Raw genomic sequence first — 20,028 nt, 5'->3', positions numbered from 1 at the left:
ATTCATTCTCCTTTTTCACTTGCTAAATTGTTTACTTTCTTTTCAATCCAGTCAACGACTGGGATAAGAGCAAAGTAGGCCCAAATAAATTGGTCACTCTGATACGGATTAAACCAGCCTAGGTCCATCCCAATCAGTAGAAATACGCTGACTAATAAAGCTATGCCCACTACATAATAGATCACTTTATACTTGTTCATCACTCGTCCTCCTCCAAACGAAATACCGATTCGACTGTTTCGTTGAAAATTTGAGATATTTTGAGGGCAATGATAATGGATGGGGTGTACTCATCCCGTTCTAGTAGACTAATGGTCTGTCTGGAAACCCCTGCCAGTTTGGCTAGGTTGGTTTGATTGAGACCATCGCGAGCCCGAAGCTCTTTTAGACGATTTTTGAGTTGCATGTTACACACCTACTCTCCGTCAAATTCAACGGTTTGGATATTCTCAATACGTTGCAACTTGAATTTTTCTTTCCCCTTTTTATCAACGCTACGTAGTTTGACCCATTCCTCGTCAACATCCACAACTTCCCAGTTATCTGGCCCAATATACACTCCCGTTATAATTGGTTTCTTTCCAATCATTTCTTGCAATAATCTTGACATTTCTATATTTCCTTTCTCTTTTCGCTCAAGCTTTTTGATTTTATTCTCTAGTTTCTTGATTTTTTTAGAATTATTAGAATAAAAGAAAATCATAAATAGTATAAATACTAGTACCCACATCATAGCTCCTTTCTTCTTTTCTCTTAACTTGCTTACATTGTAACACATCTTTTTCTTTTTGACAAGTATATTTGTCAAAAAGTTTATGATTTTTGTCATTTTGCAAAAGAAAAAGGTCAGGAGTAGGTTCCTGACCAGTTTTTCTACTATTAAAATCCTAGTTTTTCAAAGATTTCTGAGAAATTTTTGCTAATTTCTTTAATTGAGATTTGTACTTCTTTTCGTAAATTGCTGTAAATGGAGCTGTTTGAATCTTCTCTAATTTGGTTGTTCTTGACTGTCACTTGTCCGCTTTCGACTTCACTCTCTCCTAGAGTGATGAGGGTCTTAGCCGCAAAGACATCGGCTGACTTGAACTGAGCTTTGAGTTTACGGTTGAGGTAATCACGCTCTGCTTTGAAACCTTGTTGGCGAAGAGCCTGTACCAATTCCAAAGCCTTGACATTTGCTCCTTGACCCAAGACTGCGATATAGACATCTAGAGAGTTTTCGATAGGGAGGGCCACACCTTGCTTTTCAAGAATGAGAAGCAGGCGCTCTACACCAAGTCCAAAACCAAAGCCAGCAGTTTCAGGGCCTCCAAAGTAAGCAACCAAACCATCGTAACGACCACCCGCACAGACTGTCAGGTCATTGCCCTCAATCTCAGTGATAAACTCAAAAATGGTGTGGTTGTAGTAGTCCAGACCACGCACCATATTGGTATCGATGATATAGTCTACTCCAAGATTTTCCAACATCTGACGCACAGCATCAAAATGAGCTTGGCTTTCTTCATCAAGGAAGTCCAAGATAGACGGCGCATTCTCCACTGCCACCTTGTCTTCTTTTTCCTTAGAGTCCAAGACACGGAGAGGATTTTCCTCCAAACGACGTTGGCTATCCTTAGACAAGGTCTCCTTGAGCGGTGTCAAATAGTCAATCAAGGCTTGACGGTAGGCCGCACGGCTCTCAGGATTTCCAAGAGTGTTGAGGTGTAATTTGACACCTTGGATACCGATTTCTTTCAAGAAATGGGCTGCCATAGCGATTGTTTCCACATCGGTAGCTGGATTGCTAGAGCCAAAACATTCAACACCAATCTGGTGGAACTGGCGCAAACGCCCTGCCTGTGGACGCTCATAACGGAACATAGGGCCCATGTAGTAGAACTTACTTGGCTTTTGCACTTCTGGGGCAAAGAGTTTATTTTCCACATAAGAACGGACAACGGGCGCAGTTCCTTCTGGACGGAGGGTGATATGACGGTCACCCTTATCATAGAAGTCGTACATTTCCTTGGTTACGATATCCGTTGTATCTCCGACAGAGCGACTGATAACCTCGTAATGCTCAAAAATAGGCGTGCGCACTTCTGCGTAGTTATAGCGCTTGAAAATTTCACGGGCAAAGCCCTCAACGTACTGCCACTTGGCAGATTCAGCAGGTAAAATATCCTGCGTTCCTTTTGGTTTTTGTAATTTCATAGGGAATCCTCTTTAAACTTAATAGTCTTATTTTACCATAAATAGAGGGATTAAAACAGTATGAATAAAATTAGGATTTATACTCAATGAAAATCAAAGAGCAAACTAGGAAACTAGCCGCAGGTTGCTCAAAACAGTGTTTTGAGGTTGTGGATAGAACTGACGAAGTCAGTAACCATATCTACGGTAAGGCGACGTTGACGTGGTTTGAAGAGATTTTCGAAGAGTATTAGATATCATTTTTGAGATTAAGACCTGTCAAAAGAATAGCTAGCAAGGAAAGACCAACAAATAGCATCCAAGTCAACTGTATATTCCATACAGCTATAAGTGAAAAACAAGCTGTTCCCACAGGTATGGATAAGGTAAACAAGAGACCTAAAAAATTACTGGTACGAGCTAGAACCTCTGGAGTTAGATTTTTCAGGAGCATGGTACTAATCTTTGGTTGAACTTTACCAGACACATACAGAGTTGAACAGAGAAATAGTAAACCAAGCACGACTTGATTGAATACGTTAGCTAGACCAACTAGACTGAGTCCTACGGTCGCCCACATCATCAATCTAGGCAGGGACTGCTTCCCAAAATAATCATTACCCGTAAGGCTACTGATGATGACTGCTACTAAAGCACAGACTTGACTGATAAATAATGCCTCTGTGTAAGAAAAGTCCAAAAGAGAATGGCTCAAAAAGAAGATATTGTAGATGCCTCCTAAGGAACCACCCAAGGCATTGATAAGCAAGACAGCAAAGATCATGAATCCAAAGTTTTTCTGCCCACCTTTAAGAAAAACGAGACGTAAATTTCGATAAATCGTTAGGAATTGGTCTTTGATAGAAAGCTTCTCATTTTTTAGAATTTCACCATCAGCAGATGACATTGACAGGCTTAATTTGCTTTTTCCTAAAAAGAGAATAGAGGCTGATACTAGGAAAAAGCAGGCATTGATTCCCGCAACGAGGGAAAAATTGTTGACCGATAGACCTAAGAGCCAGACTCCAAAAGCTTGACCACCAATAGCTGAAATATAGGTGATGAACTGGGAAAAAGAATAAGCCTCCATCAGATCATCTTCAACTACTTTTTCCTTAATAAGAGGCATACGCAGGCCACCTGCAAAATCACTGATGACATCACTAATGACATTGATTAAACACAGGCTAGAAAAGGCAAAGAGACTAGCTTGCTGAACAACTAGGGCTGCCAGAAAAAATAAAACCGCCTGAAACAAACCGCTATAGGTCATCCATTTGACCTTGTTCCTCGTGTAATCTGCCCGAATCCCTACAAAAACTGTAAAGAGAGTCGGAATAATCATGACAATATTCGCCATAGCAACCGCAAAAGAAGCTTGTGGCAAAGTCGATGCATAGACGATAAATACCAGGTTGAAAATCGAAGCACCAAAAGCATTGAAGAAACGTGACAAAGTCAAGAGTCGATAAGCTTGATTTCTGAACAATAGTTTCATAGGTAATCTCCCTTCTTGTTCGAAGTTTTATGTGAAGTATGACTATAGTATAGCACTTAGAAATTTTAGAGGAAAAACTTTTGAATATATGCAACAAAAAAATAAGTGAAAAGAGACGATAGAATTTCTCCAGTGACACGAGAGAGGTCAACAATTCTATCGCTTAAAATTTCAAATGATTTTCTTAGTTTGCAGATATTCAACAATCGGTCGTATTTCTATAGTATTCGGCAGATTTATTACAGCCAAGCATCTCAAAAATACGGACAGCATCCTCCATCTTTTTCTGGCCTTCCTTGACTCTACCTTGCTTGCTATCAAGGAGGCCTTCAGCCCACAAATAGACAATTCGGAAATAGGTCTCATTTTCATTGTAGAAATGCTCTTCGATAACACGTTTAAAATAAGAGGCATTGGTAAATTCTTCACACTCAATGCTGGCTAAAAAACCATTCAATAGTATAGTGTGAAAAAGGTTTCGATTGCCAGACATTTCCATTAGAAAATCAGATTTACGTACCATTTCTCGTACATATCTAGTAAAAAGAGAAACAGATAAAAAAGCAGAACTGACTGAAAATAAATTGAGTTCATAGATTCCCCAAATCTCGGTAGAAAACAAGTAGTCATGAAGGACTTTCCCTTCCTCTGCCGTTAACTCTACCGTTTCATCCATGCCCTTCATATAAGACTTGATAATAATGGCATTTAGAATATGTTTCTGTTTGTTTTGAGAATGGGCATGCTTTTGATACTCCTTGCGATACAAGTCTTCGAGAGGTGCTATATTCTTTAAATCCAAGACATCTGTGATTTCTTTTCTCAACTCAGAATCTGTATCATACTGAAAACCTCTCGCCAGAAAGAGGATTTCCTCCACACTGGCAGATATATTTTCTAGGGCAAATAGAAACTTTTCTACCGAAAGCTCACTCTGACCAGTTTCAAATCGGGATAACATGGACGGCGAAAATTGTCCCCCAGTCGCCTGTCTCAGCGAGATATTTCTTGACTCTCGTAATTGTCTAAAGACTTTTCCAATCTGCTCCATAGGCTTCCCCTTGATTCAGTATTTTCTTCATTTTATCATATTTTTCAGAAAATTCATCAAAAACTTGCCAAATTGTCAGAATTATGAGAAAATAGAGGATATTTATCACGTGGAGGGACTGTAATGAGAGATGATATCAAAATCAATGACCGTGCTTTGGCCTTGCAAGACCAAATTATCGAAAAACTAGAGAAGGTTTTTGATACAGATGTGGAATTGGATGTGTACAATCTAGGGCTGATTTATGAAATCAATCTGGATGAAACGGGTCTCTGCAAGATTGTCATGACCTTCACCGACACCGCCTGTGATTGCGCCGAAAGCCTACCTATCGAAATCGTGGCAGGTCTGAAACAAATCGAGGGTATCGAAGATGTCAAGGTTGAAGTTACCTGGTCGCCTGCCTGGAAGATCACACGAATCAGTCGCTACGGTCGTATTGCCCTTGGACTGCCACCTCGTTAAACAGGCAAATTACTTTTGAAGATGAAAAGAAGCAAGCCGAGATTGGCTTGCTTTTTAAGTTTATTTTTTACCTGACTTGTCCATATTCCAGAAGTCTGTCACGGCTCCGCGTGAAGCGGATGATACGATGTGGGCATATTTACCGAGGACACCACGGCTGTAAAGTGGTGGCAAGGTTGTTTCTGCCTTGCGTTTTTCAAGTTCTTCTTCGGATACGGCCATGGAAATTTCTTTGGTATCTTGGTCAACCGTAACGATATCACCTGTACGAAGGTAGGCAATTGGTCCACCATCCTGAGCTTCAGGGGCGATATGTCCAACAACCAGACCATAAGTACCACCAGAGAAACGCCCATCCGTCAAGAGGGCAACCTTGTCTCCTTGACCTTTACCAACAATCATTGATGAAAGTGAGAGCATCTCAGGCATACCAGGACCACCCTTAGGTCCAACGAAACGAACAACGACTACATCGCCATCAACGATTTCATCTGTCAGAACAGCCTGAATAGCATCTTCTTCTGAGTCAAAGACCTTAGCTGGACCAACGTGACGACGGACCTTAACACCTGATACCTTGGCAACCGCACCGTCAGGAGCAAGGTTCCCGTTCAAGATGATAAGCGGACCATCTGCACGTTTTGGATTTTCAAGTGGCATGATGACTTTTTGACCTGGTGTAAGATCTGCAAAGTCAGCTAAGTTCTCAGCAACAGTCTTACCAGTACATGTAATGCGGTCTCCATGAAGGAAACCATTTGCCAAGAGATATCTCATAACCGCAGGCACACCACCGACTTCGTAGAGGTCTTGGAAGACATACTGACCAGATGGTTTCAAGTCAGCCAAGTGAGGCACACGTTCTTGGATTGTATTAAAGTCCTCAAGTGACAAGTCAACATTGGCAGCATGGGCAATGGCAAGCAAGTGAAGAGTGGCATTTGTAGAACCACCGAGAGCCATAGTTACAGTGATAGCATCTTCAAAGGCTTCACGAGTCAAGATATCTGATGGTTTGAGACCGAGCTCCAACATCTTAACAACAGCACGTCCTGCTGCTTCGATGTCTTCTTTCTTGTCAGCTGATTCAGCTGGGTGAGATGAAGAGCCTGGCAAACTCATACCGAGAACTTCGATAGCAGTCGCCATGGTATTAGCAGTGTACATACCACCACAGCCACCAGGGCCAGGGCAAGCATTACACTCAAGACGTTTCACGTCCTCAGCTGTCATGTCACCGTGGTTCCATTTTCCGATACCCTCAAAAACAGAAACCAAGTCGATGTCTTTGCCATCAAGATTTCCCGGTGCAATGGTTCCACCATAAGCGAAAATAGCTGGAATATCCATATTTGCAATAGCAATCATAGATCCAGGCATGTTCTTGTCACAGCCACCGATAGCGACGAAGGCATCCACGTTGTGACCACCCATAGCCGCTTCGATGGAGTCCGCGATGATATCACGAGATGTCAAAGAGAAACGCATACCAGGCGTTCCCATGGCAATCCCGTCCGCTACAGTGATAGTCCCAAACTGCACAGGCCAAGCGCCTGCAGATTTGACACCCTCTTTAGCCAATTTCCCAAAATCATGCAAGTGGATGTTACATGGTGTATTTTCCGCCCAAGTCGAAATCACTCCCACAATCGGTGTTTCAAAGTCCTTATCTGTCATACCAGTCGCACGAAGCATAGCACGGTTTGGTGATTTAACCATACTATCATAAATGCTACTGCGATGACGTTTAGCTAATTCAGTCATTTGTTCCCTCCCATTTCAGTTTTTACTATTATAGCACATTTTAAAAGCAATGAACAGAAGAAAATTCTTGAATTTTCAGAAAATTTAGATTAATCCGGTTGATGACCTTTTAATTTTTTCATCTTTTTTTGTCAAGTAACTTTACTTTACAAAAAAAATGTGTTATCCTAGTATGGTTGATGAAAATCAGTAGATTGAATCGAATATAAATACCTAAAGGAGAAATCAAAATGGCAGTACCTGCACGTCGCACTTCAAAAGCGAAGAAAAACAAACGTCGTACACACTACAAAGTAACAGCTCCATCTGTAAACTTTGACGAAACTACTGGAGATTACTCACGTTCTCACCGTGTATCACTTAAAGGATACTACAAAGGACGTAAAATCGCTAAAGCTGCATCAGCTGAATAATAGAAGGGAGATACCATGCGCGTAAATATTACACTTGAACACAAAGAATCTGGTGAACGCTTGTACCTTACTTCTAAAAACAAACGTAACACTCCAGACCGTCTTCAATTGAAGAAATACTCACCAAAACTTCGCAAACACGTTGTGTTTACAGAAGTTAAGTAAGCATTCAATACGAATCAATACAGAAGAAAAACGCTAATTCTGAACTGCACCCCAAAAGTTAGACAGAAAAAATCTAACTTTTGGGGTGTTTTTATTATGAAATTAACTTATGATGATAAAGTTCAGATCTATGAACTTAGAAAACAAGGATATAGCATAGAGAAGCTTTCAAATAAATTTGGGATAAACAATTCTAATATTAGGTACATGATTAAATTGATTGATCGTTACGGAATAGAGTTCGTCAAAAAAGGAAAAAATCGTTACTATTCTCCTGATTTAAAGCAAGAAATGATTCATAAAGTCTTACATGAAGGCTGGACTAAAGATAGAGTTTCTCTTGAATACGGCCTCCCAAGTCGTACGATACTTCTTAATTGGCTAGCACAATACAAGAAAAACGGGTATACTATTGTTGAGAAAACAAGAGGGAGATCAACTAAAATGGGACGTAAACGGAAGAAAACTTGGGATGAAATGACAGAACTAGAGCGACTCCAAGAGGAGAATGAACGCTTACGTACTGAGGTGGCTTACTTAAAAAAGTTAAAAGAGCTGGAAGACAGGGACGAAACCATACAGCGAGAAAGGCAGAGACAATTAGAGAAATGGCTTCAGGAGGATTTCGACTAGATTTACTTCTTGAAGTGGCTCGTTTACCTCGCTCAACTTACTATTATCAGTTGAAGGAACTAGATGGGCTTGACAAAGATAAAGATCTTAAAGCTGAAATTCAAGCTATTTTTACTGAGCACAAAGGAAATTATGGCTATCGCCGAATAACTCTTGAATTGAGGAATCGTGGTCATATAGTAAACCATAAGAAGGTCCAACGTCTGATGAAAATCCTTGGTTTAAGTGCTCGAATTCGCCGTAAACGAAAGTATTCTTCCTACCAAGGAGAGATTGGCAAGAAAGCAGAGAATCTCATTCAACGCCAGTTTGAAGCATCGAGACCAATGGAAAAGTGTTATACGGATGTGACAGAGTTTGCCATTCCAAATAGCACGCAGAAATTGTATTTATCGCCTGTTTTAGATGGCTTTAACAGCGAAATTATTGCTTTTAATCTTTCTTGTTCTCCTAATTTAGAACAAGTAAAAACGATGTTGGAACAGGCCTTCACAGAGAAATACTACGAGAATACGATTCTCCATAGTGATCAAGGTTGGCAATACCAACACGATTCTTATCATCGGTTCCTAGAGAGTAAGGGAATTCAAGCATCCATGTCACGTAAGGGCAACAGCCCAGACAACGGTATGATGGAATCTTTCTTTGGCATTTTAAAATCCGAAATGTTTTATGGCCATGAGAAAAACTTTAAATCACTTAATCAATTGGAACAAGCCATTATAGACTATATCGATTACTACAACAACAAACGAATTAAGGTAAAACTAAAAGGACTTAGTCCTGTCCAATACAGAACTAAATCCTTTGCTTAAATTAATTGTCTAACTTTTGGGGGTCAGTACATTCAAGCGTTTTTTCTTTTTGTTAATTTCAGTACATTGCAATAAAAATCATTCGAATGACTACATTTTTTGTTAGATAAATTAGATTTTCGTTTTACATAGCTATCCATTTAGAGGATTTAAAATTAAAACTGATAATTTTCACTCAACTATTGATAAACAGTTTAAAGTTAATTGTAAAGTAAGACTATTCTATATTTTGAAGATTGTTTAACATAAAGAATCTAAAAATTTCTCAATTTTGGAATTTTAAAAAAGATGACCAAATATTTTATAAAACGCAGTATATCAAGTTTGTTGATAAAATAACTGATACGTTTTTATAATTTTAAAACCATTATACCTAATCTCCGTTTTTAATAAAAATAAAATAGTGTCGAATCGTGGTATAATGATGATAAAGAATTTTTTATACAAACTTTTCCCATGCACTATTTTATATTTGATAGGTAATTGAAGCAATAAAAAATATTTATAAGTTAATGTATCAGATTGATGAACTTACTGAAACATAAAGTTATCAGGAACTATATTTCGAATAAATAGCTCGATATTTTTAATACAAACAAACTATCATTCAAACTTTTGAAAAAAATCATAAAAGATAAAGTAATTATATTTACTTTTAGTAAACATACAGATTAGATTTTTAATCACAAAACAATATCAAGTAATATATTTTATGGAAGATACTATATATTATAATTTATACTAATCTGTATTAGAATATTTCACAAAATAAGAAATCTACTAGTCTCCAAATTATTATATGAGGTATAAAAATGAGCAGAATATTAAAATTTTATAAACAAAGTACTGTAATTGTGCCGATTATAGTCAGTCTTCTCACTACTGCTATTGTTCCGTTTTATCAATATGTAACAAGAAGACCGTCATACTCCTTTGTACTAAATAATCCAGTTGGATGGACTAAAGATGACGACATCTTCTCCATATATAATTATGGTAGCGATGATATGAAAGATACAACTGTATATATACGGTCATATATGATTCTCTCTTCAAATTCTCATTCGGACTATTTCGATGATTATATATCTACACATAGTCTATCTATACCTATGGAAGGATTAGATATGAGATTTCAACTAACAGGAAAATCAAAAGGAAAAATTGGACATATTAAATTTAACACAGATCAAAATCCTTTTAGTAATTACTTTTCAAATAATCATGTTGAATTTGGACCAAATTTAAATATTGATATTTCTAATAGAATAAATGAAAATAATTTACAAATCAATACTAATGATATTGACTCTGGATACGATAAAATGAATCTTGTTATTTTCACAATTTTCATCAATAATACAAGTAAAACACAAAATAATCTCTCTAATATTCAAGTTTATGCAACAGATTATTCTTCAGATTATAATACAGGTAAATCACGAACAAAATTAATACCAACTAATATATATTTTAAACAATTTGAGGATAAATATGAATATGATTATGCTAAATACTACAATAGAGAAGATTATGATAGATTTTGGAATGATAAAGATATAATAAACACTTACTATTCAAAATTCATTGATCAAATAATTAACGATTATAAAAAAATAAAATAATATAAGAAAATAACTTCTCAACTAGAAATATGAGTAAAAGATATAGTTTAAAAGAAATTAAAATTATTATAAGCAAAATTACTATTTATAGCTACATTGAATTATATGGGTAAATATTAAAATTTATGTCCAATCTGTATTTAATATTTATAAAACTTTTAAATTCCAATTATAGTACAACACTCTTTTACTTCGGGTGTTCACTATCAATTCTATCTAGTAATAATAGTAATTTTTCATCAATAATTTTATATTGAAGTTCATCCTCATTTTACTTCACGAAAATAATACACACTTTACTTATTTTGTTTTAGTAAAATAACATCACTTCTCAAAAAGTTAGTTATTATCTTTATGTTAAGGATTAAATTCTGTGTTGTGCAGGACTCAATTCTTTTAGCATAGTTTTAATTCGATTTCTACTTAAGCAATAAATAACCAAAATGACAATAGATTTTCTACTGTCATTTTTATTTTTCTAACTTTTTAGCAGAGTATTCTCGCAACTCCCTAAATCTCTTTCAATTTTTCGAGATAGGCGGTTAATTCTGCTTGGGCTTCTGGTGTTGTGCCTACTAGTTGGCTGCGCATGTGGGCGAGTCTGGCTTCTACCTCTCCAATCTCTTTATCAATCTCTGCGAGCTGGTCTGCGAGGTCGGCTAGGGGAACAACGGGTTCTTCCTCAAAGGTATCGACATAGCGTGGAATGTTGAGGTTGTAGTCATTTTCGACAATCTCTTCAAAGCTGGCTAGATGGGCAAACTTCTCGACATTCTCGCGTTTTTGATAGGTCTCCAAAATCTTGGCAATATGGTCTTCGGTCATATTGTTTTGATTTTTCCCTTTTTCAAACTCTTTTGAGGCATCGATAAAGAAGACATCCTTGTTGGTACGATTCTTTTTAAGGATGATAATAGTTGTCGGGATAGAGGTGTTGTAGAAGATATTTGCTGGCAAGCCGATAACTGTATCAATAGCGCCTTCTTCTAGCAGGTGCTGGCGAATCTTCTGCTCGGCTGCTCCTCGGAAAAGGACTCCGTGAGGAAGAACGATAGCCATGACACCATTATGCTTGAGGTGGTAAAAACCGTGAAGGAGGAAGGCAAAATCTGCTTTGGACTTAGGTGCAAGAACTCCATAGCTTGAAAAGCGAGGATCTTGCAGGAAGCCACTATCTGCTGACCACTTCAGTGAATAGGGTGGGTTCATCAAAACCCCATCGAAATCCGTTGGCTCCGTAGTCGGCCAATCTTCGTCTAGTGTGTCGTGGTTGCTGAGGTGATAGTTCTCAATCGCAACTCCGTGAAGCATCATATTCATGCGAGCAAGGTTGAAAGTCGAAGTAATCAACTCTTGACCGTAGTAAGAAATCGTCGAAGCTTCCTTACTATAGCGCTTGGCATTGAGCAAGAGGGAACCAGAACCCATGGTCGGGTCGTAAACTGACATCCCCTTTTGATGCTCACGCCCTGCAAAGACAATCTGAGTCATGAGGTGAGAGACTGCTTGAGGTGTATAGAACTCTCCAGCCTTTTTTCCAGAATCACTGGCAAACTGGCCAATCAGGTACTCATAAGCATCACCCAAGATATCACCAGCATGACCAGATACATTGAGGTCGTTGAGCTGTTTCATAACCTCAGAGATGGTCTTGTTTTGCTTTTGTGGGGTGTTGCCTAGCTTTTTCGCATAGAGGTCGATATCTTCGAAGAGATTTTCAAATTTTTCATTGGCCTGCTCGATATCACGGAAACTTTGGGCTAGGGATTCTAGCTGGAAGGTTCCTTCATGGATAGACTGAACCAACTTGGTAAAGGTTAGAGAAGGCTCAATCACATAGCCTAGCTCGTCATTTAAGACCTCGATAAGGTCTTCACGGACATCTGCATCCGCAAAGTTTTCCTCATAGAGAAGCTGCGCTTGCTGGAAGGACTCAAAGGTCTCGTCCAAGTTATCACAGACGGCTTGGAGGATGTTGTCGGATAGGTACTTGTAGAAAATCAAGCCCAAGAGGTAGGACTTGTATTCATTGGCTTCCATCTGGCCACGCAGGATATCTGCCGCATTCCAGAGGGATTGGTAGAGTTGTCTTGATAAATCTGTTTGTGACATAGGGTCTCCTATCAATTTCTACTTTCATTCGTTTAGTGTAGCTTTTTATGGTCTTGGTATCTTATGAATTGAACACGACCTAAAAGCTGGGTATCTTAGATAAACATTTTTCTGAGTAGGGTTTGTTTGCTTTCTTTGAGCTGGTTGACTCTTTCCTCTTGCTTGGCAATGGCCTTGTCTAGGTCTTGGAAGAAAGAACCGATGGATTCTTGTTCAGGGAGAGAAGGTAACATAATCTTTACTTTTTTTAAAACTTCCCTTGTTAATTGAGGCTGTGCCCCACCTGTAACAAAAGGTTTAAAATCAAACGATAGGCAAAAAGCATACAAAAATGGCTTAGTAATATTATCTTGCTTCTCAACATTAACAACCATAGAATTACCTGTAATCCAAACAGGTCCTTCAACAAAGCTTGGTGTACCTGTTCCCTCTCCCCTTGCAGAGATAGTAACTTGATTTTCTTTATGATTGTAATCCCTATAATATCCAATATAACCATTCGCACCAAATACTGGAAATCCTTCTGTCAGTAAATCTTCACTAGATATTGTTTTCGGTTGATATAATTCCGATATATCTCCTAGCAAAACACTAGTCCACTCATCTTCAAATCCTGCGAAGCGAAGGGCTGGCTTGGTTTGTCCTTTGGCTGGGAAGAGGAGCTTGAGGTAGGTTCTCTTCTGCTCTTTGAGCACCTCTAACTTACCCTGTTGAAGGCTAATAAGCTGGTCAATATCTTGGAAGAAAGAACCAATGGCAGTTTGCTCGGGGAGGGAGGGGATTGAAATGAAAATATCAGATAAATCTTTTGAGTTTATTGCTGGATAACTTGTTCCTGTACAATTATCTAAGACAACATTTACAAATTTATTAGTCTGCAAATAAGACAATAAGAAACATCCATCACCATTGGGTCTTAATTGTGCATAACCCGTAGAAAACACATAATCATTATCATCTTTTTTAAATAAATAGTTATTTTTCTGATAGGGTCTCACCGTTTGGTAAAACACATCTCCTTTAACGGCCAATCGTTGTGCTCTAGATGGCGATGTAGAAATAGTTTCATTTCTATACGAAACCATCTCTGTCCCTACCACTGCTCCCAAATCAACATATTTAAACTCATCAGGAACTACTGATTTAGGGTTGACTTCTGCAACTTCTCCCAACTTTTTCTGCTCCCAAGGTTCAGTATAGCCCGCAAAGCGATAACTTGGTTGTTTTGTCATATATCTCCTCCAACTATTTCATCTTTATTTGTATCTATAAATTGCAATTGATAAGCTTTATGAGCACCCCATGCCTTAAGTATTTTCTTAATAGTATATTCGTTATCCTTATCAAACTGGTCTACATAAACGCTCACATCCGGTGCCTGTTTAAAAATTTCTTTGAAATACGGAGCGTCTACTCCATTCTCATCCCGAATACCAAAACCAATGAAATAGATTTCTTTGATAGAGCTTAAACTTTTGAAAAAGTATTCGTGTTTTCTAAGTTGCTGACGGACTGGTTTTCTATTAGCAGCAGACAATCTGTACATAGCCTGAGATAAAACGTCCGCTCCTTCTGGTATGACTATCGAATCTTCTCCATGACCAAATATGAGAACTCCATCATTTAAATCACCATGAATGTGAATGATGTTAGAAGATGGAATGCCATAAAAATCCTCTAGAGTACGAGTATAATTGAAATTTAAAAATCTTGCATCTCTATTAGTTAAAATCATTTCTTTTGCAATCGGGAAATGAGAGGTAAATTTTCTCATGCTCAATTGACTTTCCCATTGTTCATAGGTTTCTTTAATCCATTGTTTAAATAACTTGTTCAATCGATGATGGACATATTGACTGAGTTTATCCGCTACCTTTTCGGCAAATCCTTTTCTAGACTCAGTATCCTCTTTACTATCGTTTGTCACATAGTAAGAAGTGCTAGTATTCATAAAAGGGAAGCAGACTAGTTTTTCTTCAAAATCTCCCCAAAGCCTTTCTGTAGCTGTAATATGTAAAAAAATTTGATAAAGTAATTTCAACTTTTCCTGACTATCAGTACCATTCAATATTTCCATCACTTCTTCAGCATATATTTCACTCTTATATATTCTGTTATCACTGTCTTTTAGAAAATCTTTGATAGAATCAAAATTTTGCAACGACTCTAACAAATCATCTTTCCCATAAGCCTGCTGATAAACAAACTTCTTGAAATATAAATAATCCGTCTTTAAATCATGTGCTATATCAAAACCATTTCCGATAATAAATAATTTCTCCACTATATCCCCCCTTTCTATTACTCAATTTTCTTATTTCTACACTTTAGGTTTTCTCTTTTTGATTTCTATTCTTCAATTTTACCTATTTTTACACTTTAGGATTGCCATCTATCATTTCTATTGTTCAATTTTGGCCATTTTTGCACTTTAGATAGGAAACTATGCTATTCTATTCTTCAATTTTGCCTATTTTGAAACAATAGATAGGCTTATTTTGTGATATAATGTTAAAAAACGTTGAAATGCGAGGATGACTACATATGAACTATAGAGAACTTAGAAAAATCTACTACAGTCATCGTGACCAGTATGAGGAAGAGTATCAACTACGCTTACAAGGATACAGTTCCATTAGAACATCTCTTTATCCTCATTTAATGCAACGCGATACTGTCAAAACAAGTCAATACCCTTTATTTGTAACCCTACATCTAGGGATTTCCCAACTGATGGAAACTATCTCACAGCAGTCTCAACGAATTAGTGAAATAGCTGATACCCTCCCTAAGATTGCCCACGATCAGTTTTATAAAGAACAGCTCTACCAATCGATTATTTCCACAAATGAAATCGAAGGTATCCATACAACTCGTAAAGAGTTGGTCGATGTGGAGAAACTCCTAGAGGAAGACCCCTATAAGACCGAACAAATCAAACATCTTTCCACCTTGCGAATGTACCAACAAATCCTTAAGGATGAATTTCTCCAAATCCAATCTCTTGAAGATATCAGAGGGATTTATGACCAATTAACACAAGGAGAAATCTCGCCAGAGGATGAACTCGATGGAGAGTTTTTTAGACAGAAATCGGTCTTTATCCAAGACGACAAGACTGGCAAAGTCATCTATATCCCACCTCAAAAGGAGGAACAGATTCAGGTCATGCTGACAGAGTGGATTCGTTTTATCAACGACCATTCTATCCCAAACCTTGTCAAGGCTTGTGCTGGACACTATTTTTTTGAAAATATACATCCCTTCTATGACGGTAACGGTCGGACAGGACGCTATATCCTTGCCAAGTACTTGTCTAGAAAACTCGATAAATTTTCAGGGTTAGTTTTGTCCCAACAAATCAATCACCATAAACAAGACTATTATAAGGCTTTTAGGAATACTGGCGATCATCTCAACCGTGCCGATGCTACCTTCTTCGTTGAAACCTTGTTGACTTTTATCAAGGAAGGACAGGAAAATATTATCCAAACCCTCCTTGAAAAACAAGAGCAACTGCATCGCTATAAAGTTAAGATAGAGCAAACAGAAGGGCTGGAGGAAGTCGAGAAATACATCTTGTTTCTCCTCGCTCAGTCCAAGCTCTTTGTCGATGATAAGAGAGATGGCATAGAAGATAGAAGCATCATCCAACTGGCCAATCAGTCCAACCATCATTACTCTAAGAAAAAGATCAAGGATGCTTTCTTGCATCTTGAAGAGAGGGGAATTTTGACCCTAATTGGTCGAAAACCTTCCCAACATTATCTTTCTGACTATTTTTAATACTCAATGAAAATCAAAGAGCAAACTAGGAAACTAGCTGCAGGCTGCTCAAAACACTGTTTTGAGGTTGCAGATAAGACTGACGAAGTCAGTCACATATATACGGCAAGGCGACGTTGACGTGGTTTGAAGAGATTTTCGAAGAGTATAAACCTATCTCCCCCTTAGCGGTAGGATATCCTCTGAGATCATGCGCATATAGTCCTCTTTGAGGGCTTTTTTGTATTTGAGTTTTGGCAGTGCCTTGTCTCCATGGGCTTCCTTATAGGCCAGATAGTCCTGAGACTCGGTGATGGCTTTTTCGCCATTTTGCTTGTCGCGTCCGATGCGGTAGTTGTCCACTACGAACTGGAGTTCATCCTCTCCTATCTGCCAATAATCTGCCGTTTCACGAATCTTTTTCTGGGTTGTTAACTCAATCATCTCATCCAACTTATGGATGATAGACTGATCCTGATAGCTCTTGGCATCTGCTTGGACATTCTGCCAGAGTTTGGAGATGAGGCTGGATAACTTGGGATTGGATTTGTTCAAATCTTCTATATAGTTATCTACCAGGCTCTTTTCCTTTTTACCAATGAGGTTTTCCCGATTTTCAATCAGGGCTTGGATGAGAGAGAGGATATAGTGATAGTTTATCTCGTCGGTGCGGATGGATTCGAGCTCATACTCGATATCTAGGAGAACCCCTTCCTCTTCTTGGTCTTCTTTTCTGCGTCTGCGGAGTTCTTCGATGACATTTTGATATTGGCCGGCAAAGTTCTCAATGTCTTCTAGGCTAAGGCAAATCTCTCTGAGGATGACTTTCTCATCATAGTCCGAATAGACCTGTATAGAAGATAGGAGCTTGTCAAATTCTTGGAAAGCCTTGGCAAAGCGTTTTAATTCTGCATCTGTCGCTGTATCCAAATCTGGCACCTGCTCTGGACTTGGAGCGATGGCTAATAGTTGATGAACCTTCTCAAGAAACTTGGCCTTCTCCTCCTGCCATTCTGGGGCTAAGACACTGGTTTCACCACCATTTGAGTAGAGACTCAGAGCTTCATCCACTTTTTCTTTAAAGTGGTCGGGCGTTTGGAAGGTGACGATTTGGCCGAATTTCTTGCCTTCATCAAAGAGGCGATTGGTTCGTGAAAAGGCCTGAATGATATGCTGGGGCTTCATGGGCTGACGGTCCATGAATAGGGTCGATAGGCAAGGGGCATCAAAGCCTGTCAACAAGCGGTCCACAACGATAACCAGGTCCAACTGTTCCTCACGGAAGGCAAAGCGTTCTTTCTTACGGGCCAGACGGTCATTGAGGTCACTATTGTAGGAAGCAATGGTTGCTAGGCTAAAGTGGGTGCCAAACATGGCATTGTAGTCTTTTAAACTCTCCTCCATATAGGCTTGGTTGACATAGGAGTCTGCTTCATTTTCTGTCACAGAGTAGGTAATGGCAACCTTAGGAAAGTCTGGTAAAACCTTTTTAACATTTTCCGAGATGCTTAGAGACTTCTCTCCATTTTTGACTTGCTTAATCAGGTTATAATAGGCCTGCGCACGGGCAATGCTTTTGACGGTCAAAATGGCTTCATAGGTTTTTCCTACTCCATTTTGGAAACCGAGTTTGCGTCTTGAGCGATTGAGAATGGCATCTAAAACAGCAAGCATATGGCCTTCGTCATCATAACGCTCCTCATCAATCTCATCTTCTGCCCAACCAGGCATGGTCGTCTGATACTCCACATTAAAGCCAAGAACTGCCTTGTCATGGATGGCTTCTTTGACGGTATATTGGTGGAGGCAGTCACCGTACTGCTCTTCGGTCGTCTGAGCAAGGTCTCCTTTTTGTTCACGTTTATTTTCTGTAAAGATAGGAGTTCCTGTAAACCCATACCAGAGAGAATTTGTAAAGAAGTGCTCTAGGTGGCGTTGGCGTTCAGGAGTCACTGCACGATGGCATTCATCAACGACAAAGGCTAGTTTGAGTTGCTTGATACGATTGTAGACCTTTTGGTGACGACCTTCATCAAACTGACGAATCATGGCATTGATTTTCTGGATGGTCGTCACAACGACACGGCGGTCATCAGAAGCTAGATTTTTAACCAATTCCTGTGTATCATCGGTCTCGTCGATATCGATCATGTCGTTCTCTGCGTAAGATTGAAAAGAACTGGTCGTCTGCTGGTCAAGGTCTGTCCTATCAATCACAAAGATTGTCTTTTCGATAGATGGAATCTGGAGCAGATTGCGCGAAACCTTATAAGAGGTCAGGGTTTTTCCTGAACCAGTCGTATGCCAAATATAGCCTGACTGGCGCTTGCGACTGGCTTCACGGATAGCCTCAATAGCATGAACCTGATAGGGGCGCAATAAAATCAAGGCCTTCTTGTCATCATCGATGACAGAATACTGCATGACCATCTCGTGGGCTCTCGGTATGGACAAGACAGACTCTGCAAAGTCAAATAGTTGAGGTTGAGGTCTATTTTCACTATCCACCCACTTGGTCAAGAAGCGTTCATTTAGCTTATTGGCTTTGGCAGCTGCGATGTAGCGGGTGTCTGTGACATTAGAGACGACAAACATCTGAAGACTTGAAAAAATGCCTCTGAACTGTCCTTCTTGGTCGTATTTCTTAATCTGACGGAAGGCATCCATGTAAGGATGAGAACGGCTTTTTAGTTCGATTTGAATCATGGGCAGACCATTGATTAACAAAGTCACATCCCCACGGCGCTGGCGAATCCCTTCTCCGCCTGTGATGACTTGGTTGACAACCTCATAGCTAGATTTGCCACCAGCGACATTGTTTCTCCACAAGACTTCCAAGCGAATAGTGCCTAGACTGGCATCTTCACGTTGAACCTGCACCTTGGCAATGCCATTTTCTCCTGCTATCCACTTGGCTGCTTCATAGAAGTTAACGAAATTGAGCTGGTTTTTGATTTGATTTTTCTCTGAATTTGTAAGGGGATGGTCTTGCAAAATGCGGACATTATTAGCTTCCAGCTTGGCAAAAAAGTTTCCCCATAGGAGGTCTTCTGTATTTAACTCAGGTCGATACACCCATTGACTTTCTCCCTTTGTCAGCTGGTTGATTAAATCCCGCTCGATAGCCAATTCCTGTTTGGTTTTGGCTTTACCTGCTACAGGGATAGCAGTCTCGTCTTTAGGAGAGAGTCTCTGGCTGATATGGAAATCCTGCAAGGCTGCTTGATTGAGATGTTGCAATTTTTTGAGAAGATCTTGCTCCGTCCCTTTAATGGCTTGATAGGCTGCCGTCAGATCTTTATCTGCATCTAGGTAGTGATGCGGGTTCTTCTTTATTTGGATATAACCTTGCACCAAATCTTCTAAACGTCTCAGCTGAATAGCAAGCTGGTTCTGAAGTTCCTGAGAATTTCCAGATGCTTCTTTCTGGCTGATAGCTTCTAGGTATTCTACGATGGCAGTATAACTAGCCTGCAACTCAGGTGCTGAAACGATGAGCTCTTGTTCTAATTCTTTTGATAAAGTATACATCATGTTCATACCCCAT

19 protein-coding genes are annotated in these 20,028 nt (G+C 39.1%); 8 read left to right on the top strand and 11 right to left on the bottom strand.

The features are described from left to right. Positions 1-2 precede the first annotated feature (2 nt). The 4 genes from AXK38_00795 to AXK38_00780 form a co-directional block, all read right to left on the bottom strand. Positions 3-200, bottom strand: coding sequence for a hypothetical protein (locus AXK38_00795; GenBank protein AMH87930.1), 198 nt, complete (start codon positions 198-200; stop codon positions 3-5). Continuing rightward, entirely contained in the window at positions 200-406 is a 207-nt protein-coding gene (locus tag AXK38_00790; GenBank protein AMH87929.1) for an XRE family transcriptional regulator, read from the bottom strand. The genes AXK38_00795 and AXK38_00790 overlap by 1 nt, the downstream gene beginning before the upstream one ends. Before the next feature lie 9 nt (positions 407-415). Continuing rightward, positions 416-730: a hypothetical protein gene (locus AXK38_00785; protein AMH89589.1), complete on the bottom strand. Its 315-nt coding sequence runs from the start codon at positions 728-730 to the stop codon at positions 416-418. 149 nt (positions 731-879) lie between these two features. After that, positions 880-2,196, bottom strand: a complete 1,317-nt coding sequence (locus tag AXK38_00780; protein AMH87928.1) for a histidine--tRNA ligase — start codon at positions 2,194-2,196, stop codon at positions 880-882. An 86-nt stretch (positions 2,197-2,282) separates the two neighbouring features. Between AXK38_00780 and AXK38_00775 the strand changes: the two genes are divergently transcribed. Beyond that, positions 2,283-2,429 carry a hypothetical protein gene (locus AXK38_00775; GenBank protein AMH87927.1) on the top strand — a complete coding sequence of 49 codons (147 nt, stop codon included), beginning with the start codon at positions 2,283-2,285 and terminating at the stop codon, positions 2,427-2,429. On the opposite strand, the gene AXK38_00770 is transcribed toward AXK38_00775, so the two are convergent. Together AXK38_00770 and AXK38_00765 are read right to left on the bottom strand one after the other, a co-directional pair. After that, positions 2,426-3,673 (bottom strand): transporter, encoded by a 1,248-nt coding sequence (locus AXK38_00770; protein AMH87926.1) that lies wholly within the window; start codon positions 3,671-3,673, stop codon positions 2,426-2,428. The genes AXK38_00775 and AXK38_00770 overlap by 4 nt on opposite strands. A 199-nt stretch (positions 3,674-3,872) precedes the next feature. Continuing rightward, positions 3,873-4,724 carry a MutR family transcriptional regulator gene (locus AXK38_00765; protein ID AMH87925.1) on the bottom strand — a complete coding sequence of 284 codons (852 nt, stop codon included), beginning with the start codon at positions 4,722-4,724 and terminating at the stop codon, positions 3,873-3,875. Between the two features lie 123 nt (positions 4,725-4,847). Between AXK38_00765 and AXK38_00760 the strand changes: the two genes are divergently transcribed. After that, positions 4,848-5,189: an aromatic ring hydroxylase gene (locus tag AXK38_00760; GenBank protein ID AMH87924.1), complete on the top strand. Its 342-nt coding sequence runs from the start codon at positions 4,848-4,850 to the stop codon at positions 5,187-5,189. A gap of 60 nt (positions 5,190-5,249) precedes the next feature. Here the strand turns inward: AXK38_00760 and AXK38_00755 are convergent, their stop codons facing one another. Then, entirely contained in the window at positions 5,250-6,953 is a 1,704-nt protein-coding gene (locus AXK38_00755) for a dihydroxy-acid dehydratase (protein AMH87923.1), read from the bottom strand. A 230-nt stretch (positions 6,954-7,183) separates the two neighbouring features. Here AXK38_00755 and AXK38_00750 point away from each other — a divergent pair, with 230 nt between their 5' ends. The 5 genes from AXK38_00750 (at position 7,184) to AXK38_00730 (ending at position 10,604) form a co-directional block, all read left to right on the top strand. Continuing rightward, complete coding sequence (locus tag AXK38_00750) at positions 7,184-7,366, top strand: 50S ribosomal protein L32 (GenBank protein ID AMH87922.1); 183 nt, start codon at positions 7,184-7,186, stop codon at positions 7,364-7,366. Between the two features lie 15 nt (positions 7,367-7,381). Continuing rightward, positions 7,382-7,531 (top strand): 50S ribosomal protein L33, encoded by a 150-nt coding sequence (locus AXK38_00745; GenBank protein AMH87921.1) that lies wholly within the window; start codon positions 7,382-7,384, stop codon positions 7,529-7,531. A 96-nt stretch (positions 7,532-7,627) separates the two neighbouring features. Continuing rightward, complete coding sequence (locus AXK38_00740; protein AMH87920.1) at positions 7,628-8,164, top strand: transposase; 537 nt, start codon at positions 7,628-7,630, stop codon at positions 8,162-8,164. Continuing rightward, positions 8,140-8,979, top strand: coding sequence for an integrase (locus AXK38_00735; protein AMH87919.1), 840 nt, complete (start codon positions 8,140-8,142; stop codon positions 8,977-8,979). Before AXK38_00740 ends, AXK38_00735 begins: the two co-directional genes overlap by 25 nt. Before the next feature lie 812 nt (positions 8,980-9,791). Further along, a complete protein-coding gene (locus AXK38_00730; protein AMH87918.1) occupies positions 9,792-10,604 on the top strand; it encodes a hypothetical protein in 813 nt (270 codons plus the stop codon). Between the two features lie 510 nt (positions 10,605-11,114). On the opposite strand, the gene AXK38_00725 is transcribed toward AXK38_00730, so the two are convergent. From AXK38_00725 to AXK38_00715, 3 genes are all read right to left on the bottom strand, one after another. Then, on the bottom strand, positions 11,115-12,716 hold the full coding sequence (locus AXK38_00725; GenBank protein AMH87917.1) for a restriction endonuclease subunit M: 1,602 nt from the start codon (positions 12,714-12,716) through the stop codon (positions 11,115-11,117). 95 nt (positions 12,717-12,811) lie between these two features. Next, positions 12,812-13,411 carry a restriction endonuclease subunit S gene (locus AXK38_00720; GenBank protein AMH89588.1) on the bottom strand — a complete coding sequence of 200 codons (600 nt, stop codon included), beginning with the start codon at positions 13,409-13,411 and terminating at the stop codon, positions 12,812-12,814. 533 nt (positions 13,412-13,944) lie between these two features. After that, positions 13,945-15,000, bottom strand: coding sequence for a hypothetical protein (locus AXK38_00715; protein AMH87916.1), 1,056 nt, complete (start codon positions 14,998-15,000; stop codon positions 13,945-13,947). 260 nt (positions 15,001-15,260) lie between these two features. Between AXK38_00715 and AXK38_00710 the strand changes: the two genes are divergently transcribed. Continuing rightward, positions 15,261-16,502 (top strand): cell filamentation protein Fic, encoded by a 1,242-nt coding sequence (locus AXK38_00710; protein AMH87915.1) that lies wholly within the window; start codon positions 15,261-15,263, stop codon positions 16,500-16,502. 153 nt (positions 16,503-16,655) lie between these two features. Here the strand turns inward: AXK38_00710 and AXK38_00705 are convergent, their stop codons facing one another. Then, a complete protein-coding gene (locus AXK38_00705; protein AMH89587.1) occupies positions 16,656-19,646 on the bottom strand; it encodes a DEAD/DEAH box helicase in 2,991 nt (996 codons plus the stop codon). Between the last annotated feature and the right edge of the window lie 382 nt (positions 19,647-20,028).

The organism is Streptococcus mitis, from assembly GCA_001560895.1.
GTDB classification, from domain to species: Bacteria; Bacillota; Bacilli; order Lactobacillales; family Streptococcaceae; genus Streptococcus; species Streptococcus mitis_Q.
This window is presented reverse-complemented; position numbering and strand designations above follow the sequence as displayed.

Excerpts from the sequence above, each read along its gene's own strand:
- AXK38_00740 (AMH87920.1), top strand. The coding sequence starts at position 7,628 with ATGAAATTAACTTATGATGATAAAGTTCAGATCTATGAACTTAGAAAA.
- AXK38_00780 (AMH87928.1), bottom strand. The coding sequence starts at position 2,196 with ATGAAATTACAAAAACCAAAAGGAACGCAGGATATTTTACCTGCTGAA.
- AXK38_00735 (AMH87919.1), top strand. The coding sequence starts at position 8,140 with ATGGCTTCAGGAGGATTTCGACTAGATTTACTTCTTGAAGTGGCTCGT.
- AXK38_00755 (AMH87923.1), bottom strand. The coding sequence starts at position 6,953 with ATGACTGAATTAGCTAAACGTCATCGCAGTAGCATTTATGATAGTATG.
- AXK38_00785 (AMH89589.1), bottom strand. The coding sequence starts at position 730 with ATGTGGGTACTAGTATTTATACTATTTATGATTTTCTTTTATTCTAAT.
- AXK38_00730 (AMH87918.1), top strand. The coding sequence starts at position 9,792 with ATGAGCAGAATATTAAAATTTTATAAACAAAGTACTGTAATTGTGCCG.
- AXK38_00775 (AMH87927.1), top strand. The coding sequence starts at position 2,283 with ATGAAAATCAAAGAGCAAACTAGGAAACTAGCCGCAGGTTGCTCAAAA.
- AXK38_00790 (AMH87929.1), bottom strand. The coding sequence starts at position 406 with ATGCAACTCAAAAATCGTCTAAAAGAGCTTCGGGCTCGCGATGGTCTC.
- AXK38_00795 (AMH87930.1), bottom strand. The coding sequence starts at position 200 with ATGAACAAGTATAAAGTGATCTATTATGTAGTGGGCATAGCTTTATTA.
- AXK38_00710 (AMH87915.1), top strand. The coding sequence starts at position 15,261 with ATGAACTATAGAGAACTTAGAAAAATCTACTACAGTCATCGTGACCAG.
- AXK38_00725 (AMH87917.1), bottom strand. The coding sequence starts at position 12,716 with ATGTCACAAACAGATTTATCAAGACAACTCTACCAATCCCTCTGGAAT.
- AXK38_00770 (AMH87926.1), bottom strand. The coding sequence starts at position 3,673 with ATGAAACTATTGTTCAGAAATCAAGCTTATCGACTCTTGACTTTGTCA.
- AXK38_00750 (AMH87922.1), top strand. The coding sequence starts at position 7,184 with ATGGCAGTACCTGCACGTCGCACTTCAAAAGCGAAGAAAAACAAACGT.
- AXK38_00760 (AMH87924.1), top strand. The coding sequence starts at position 4,848 with ATGAGAGATGATATCAAAATCAATGACCGTGCTTTGGCCTTGCAAGAC.
- AXK38_00745 (AMH87921.1), top strand. The coding sequence starts at position 7,382 with ATGCGCGTAAATATTACACTTGAACACAAAGAATCTGGTGAACGCTTG.
- AXK38_00765 (AMH87925.1), bottom strand. The coding sequence starts at position 4,724 with ATGGAGCAGATTGGAAAAGTCTTTAGACAATTACGAGAGTCAAGAAAT.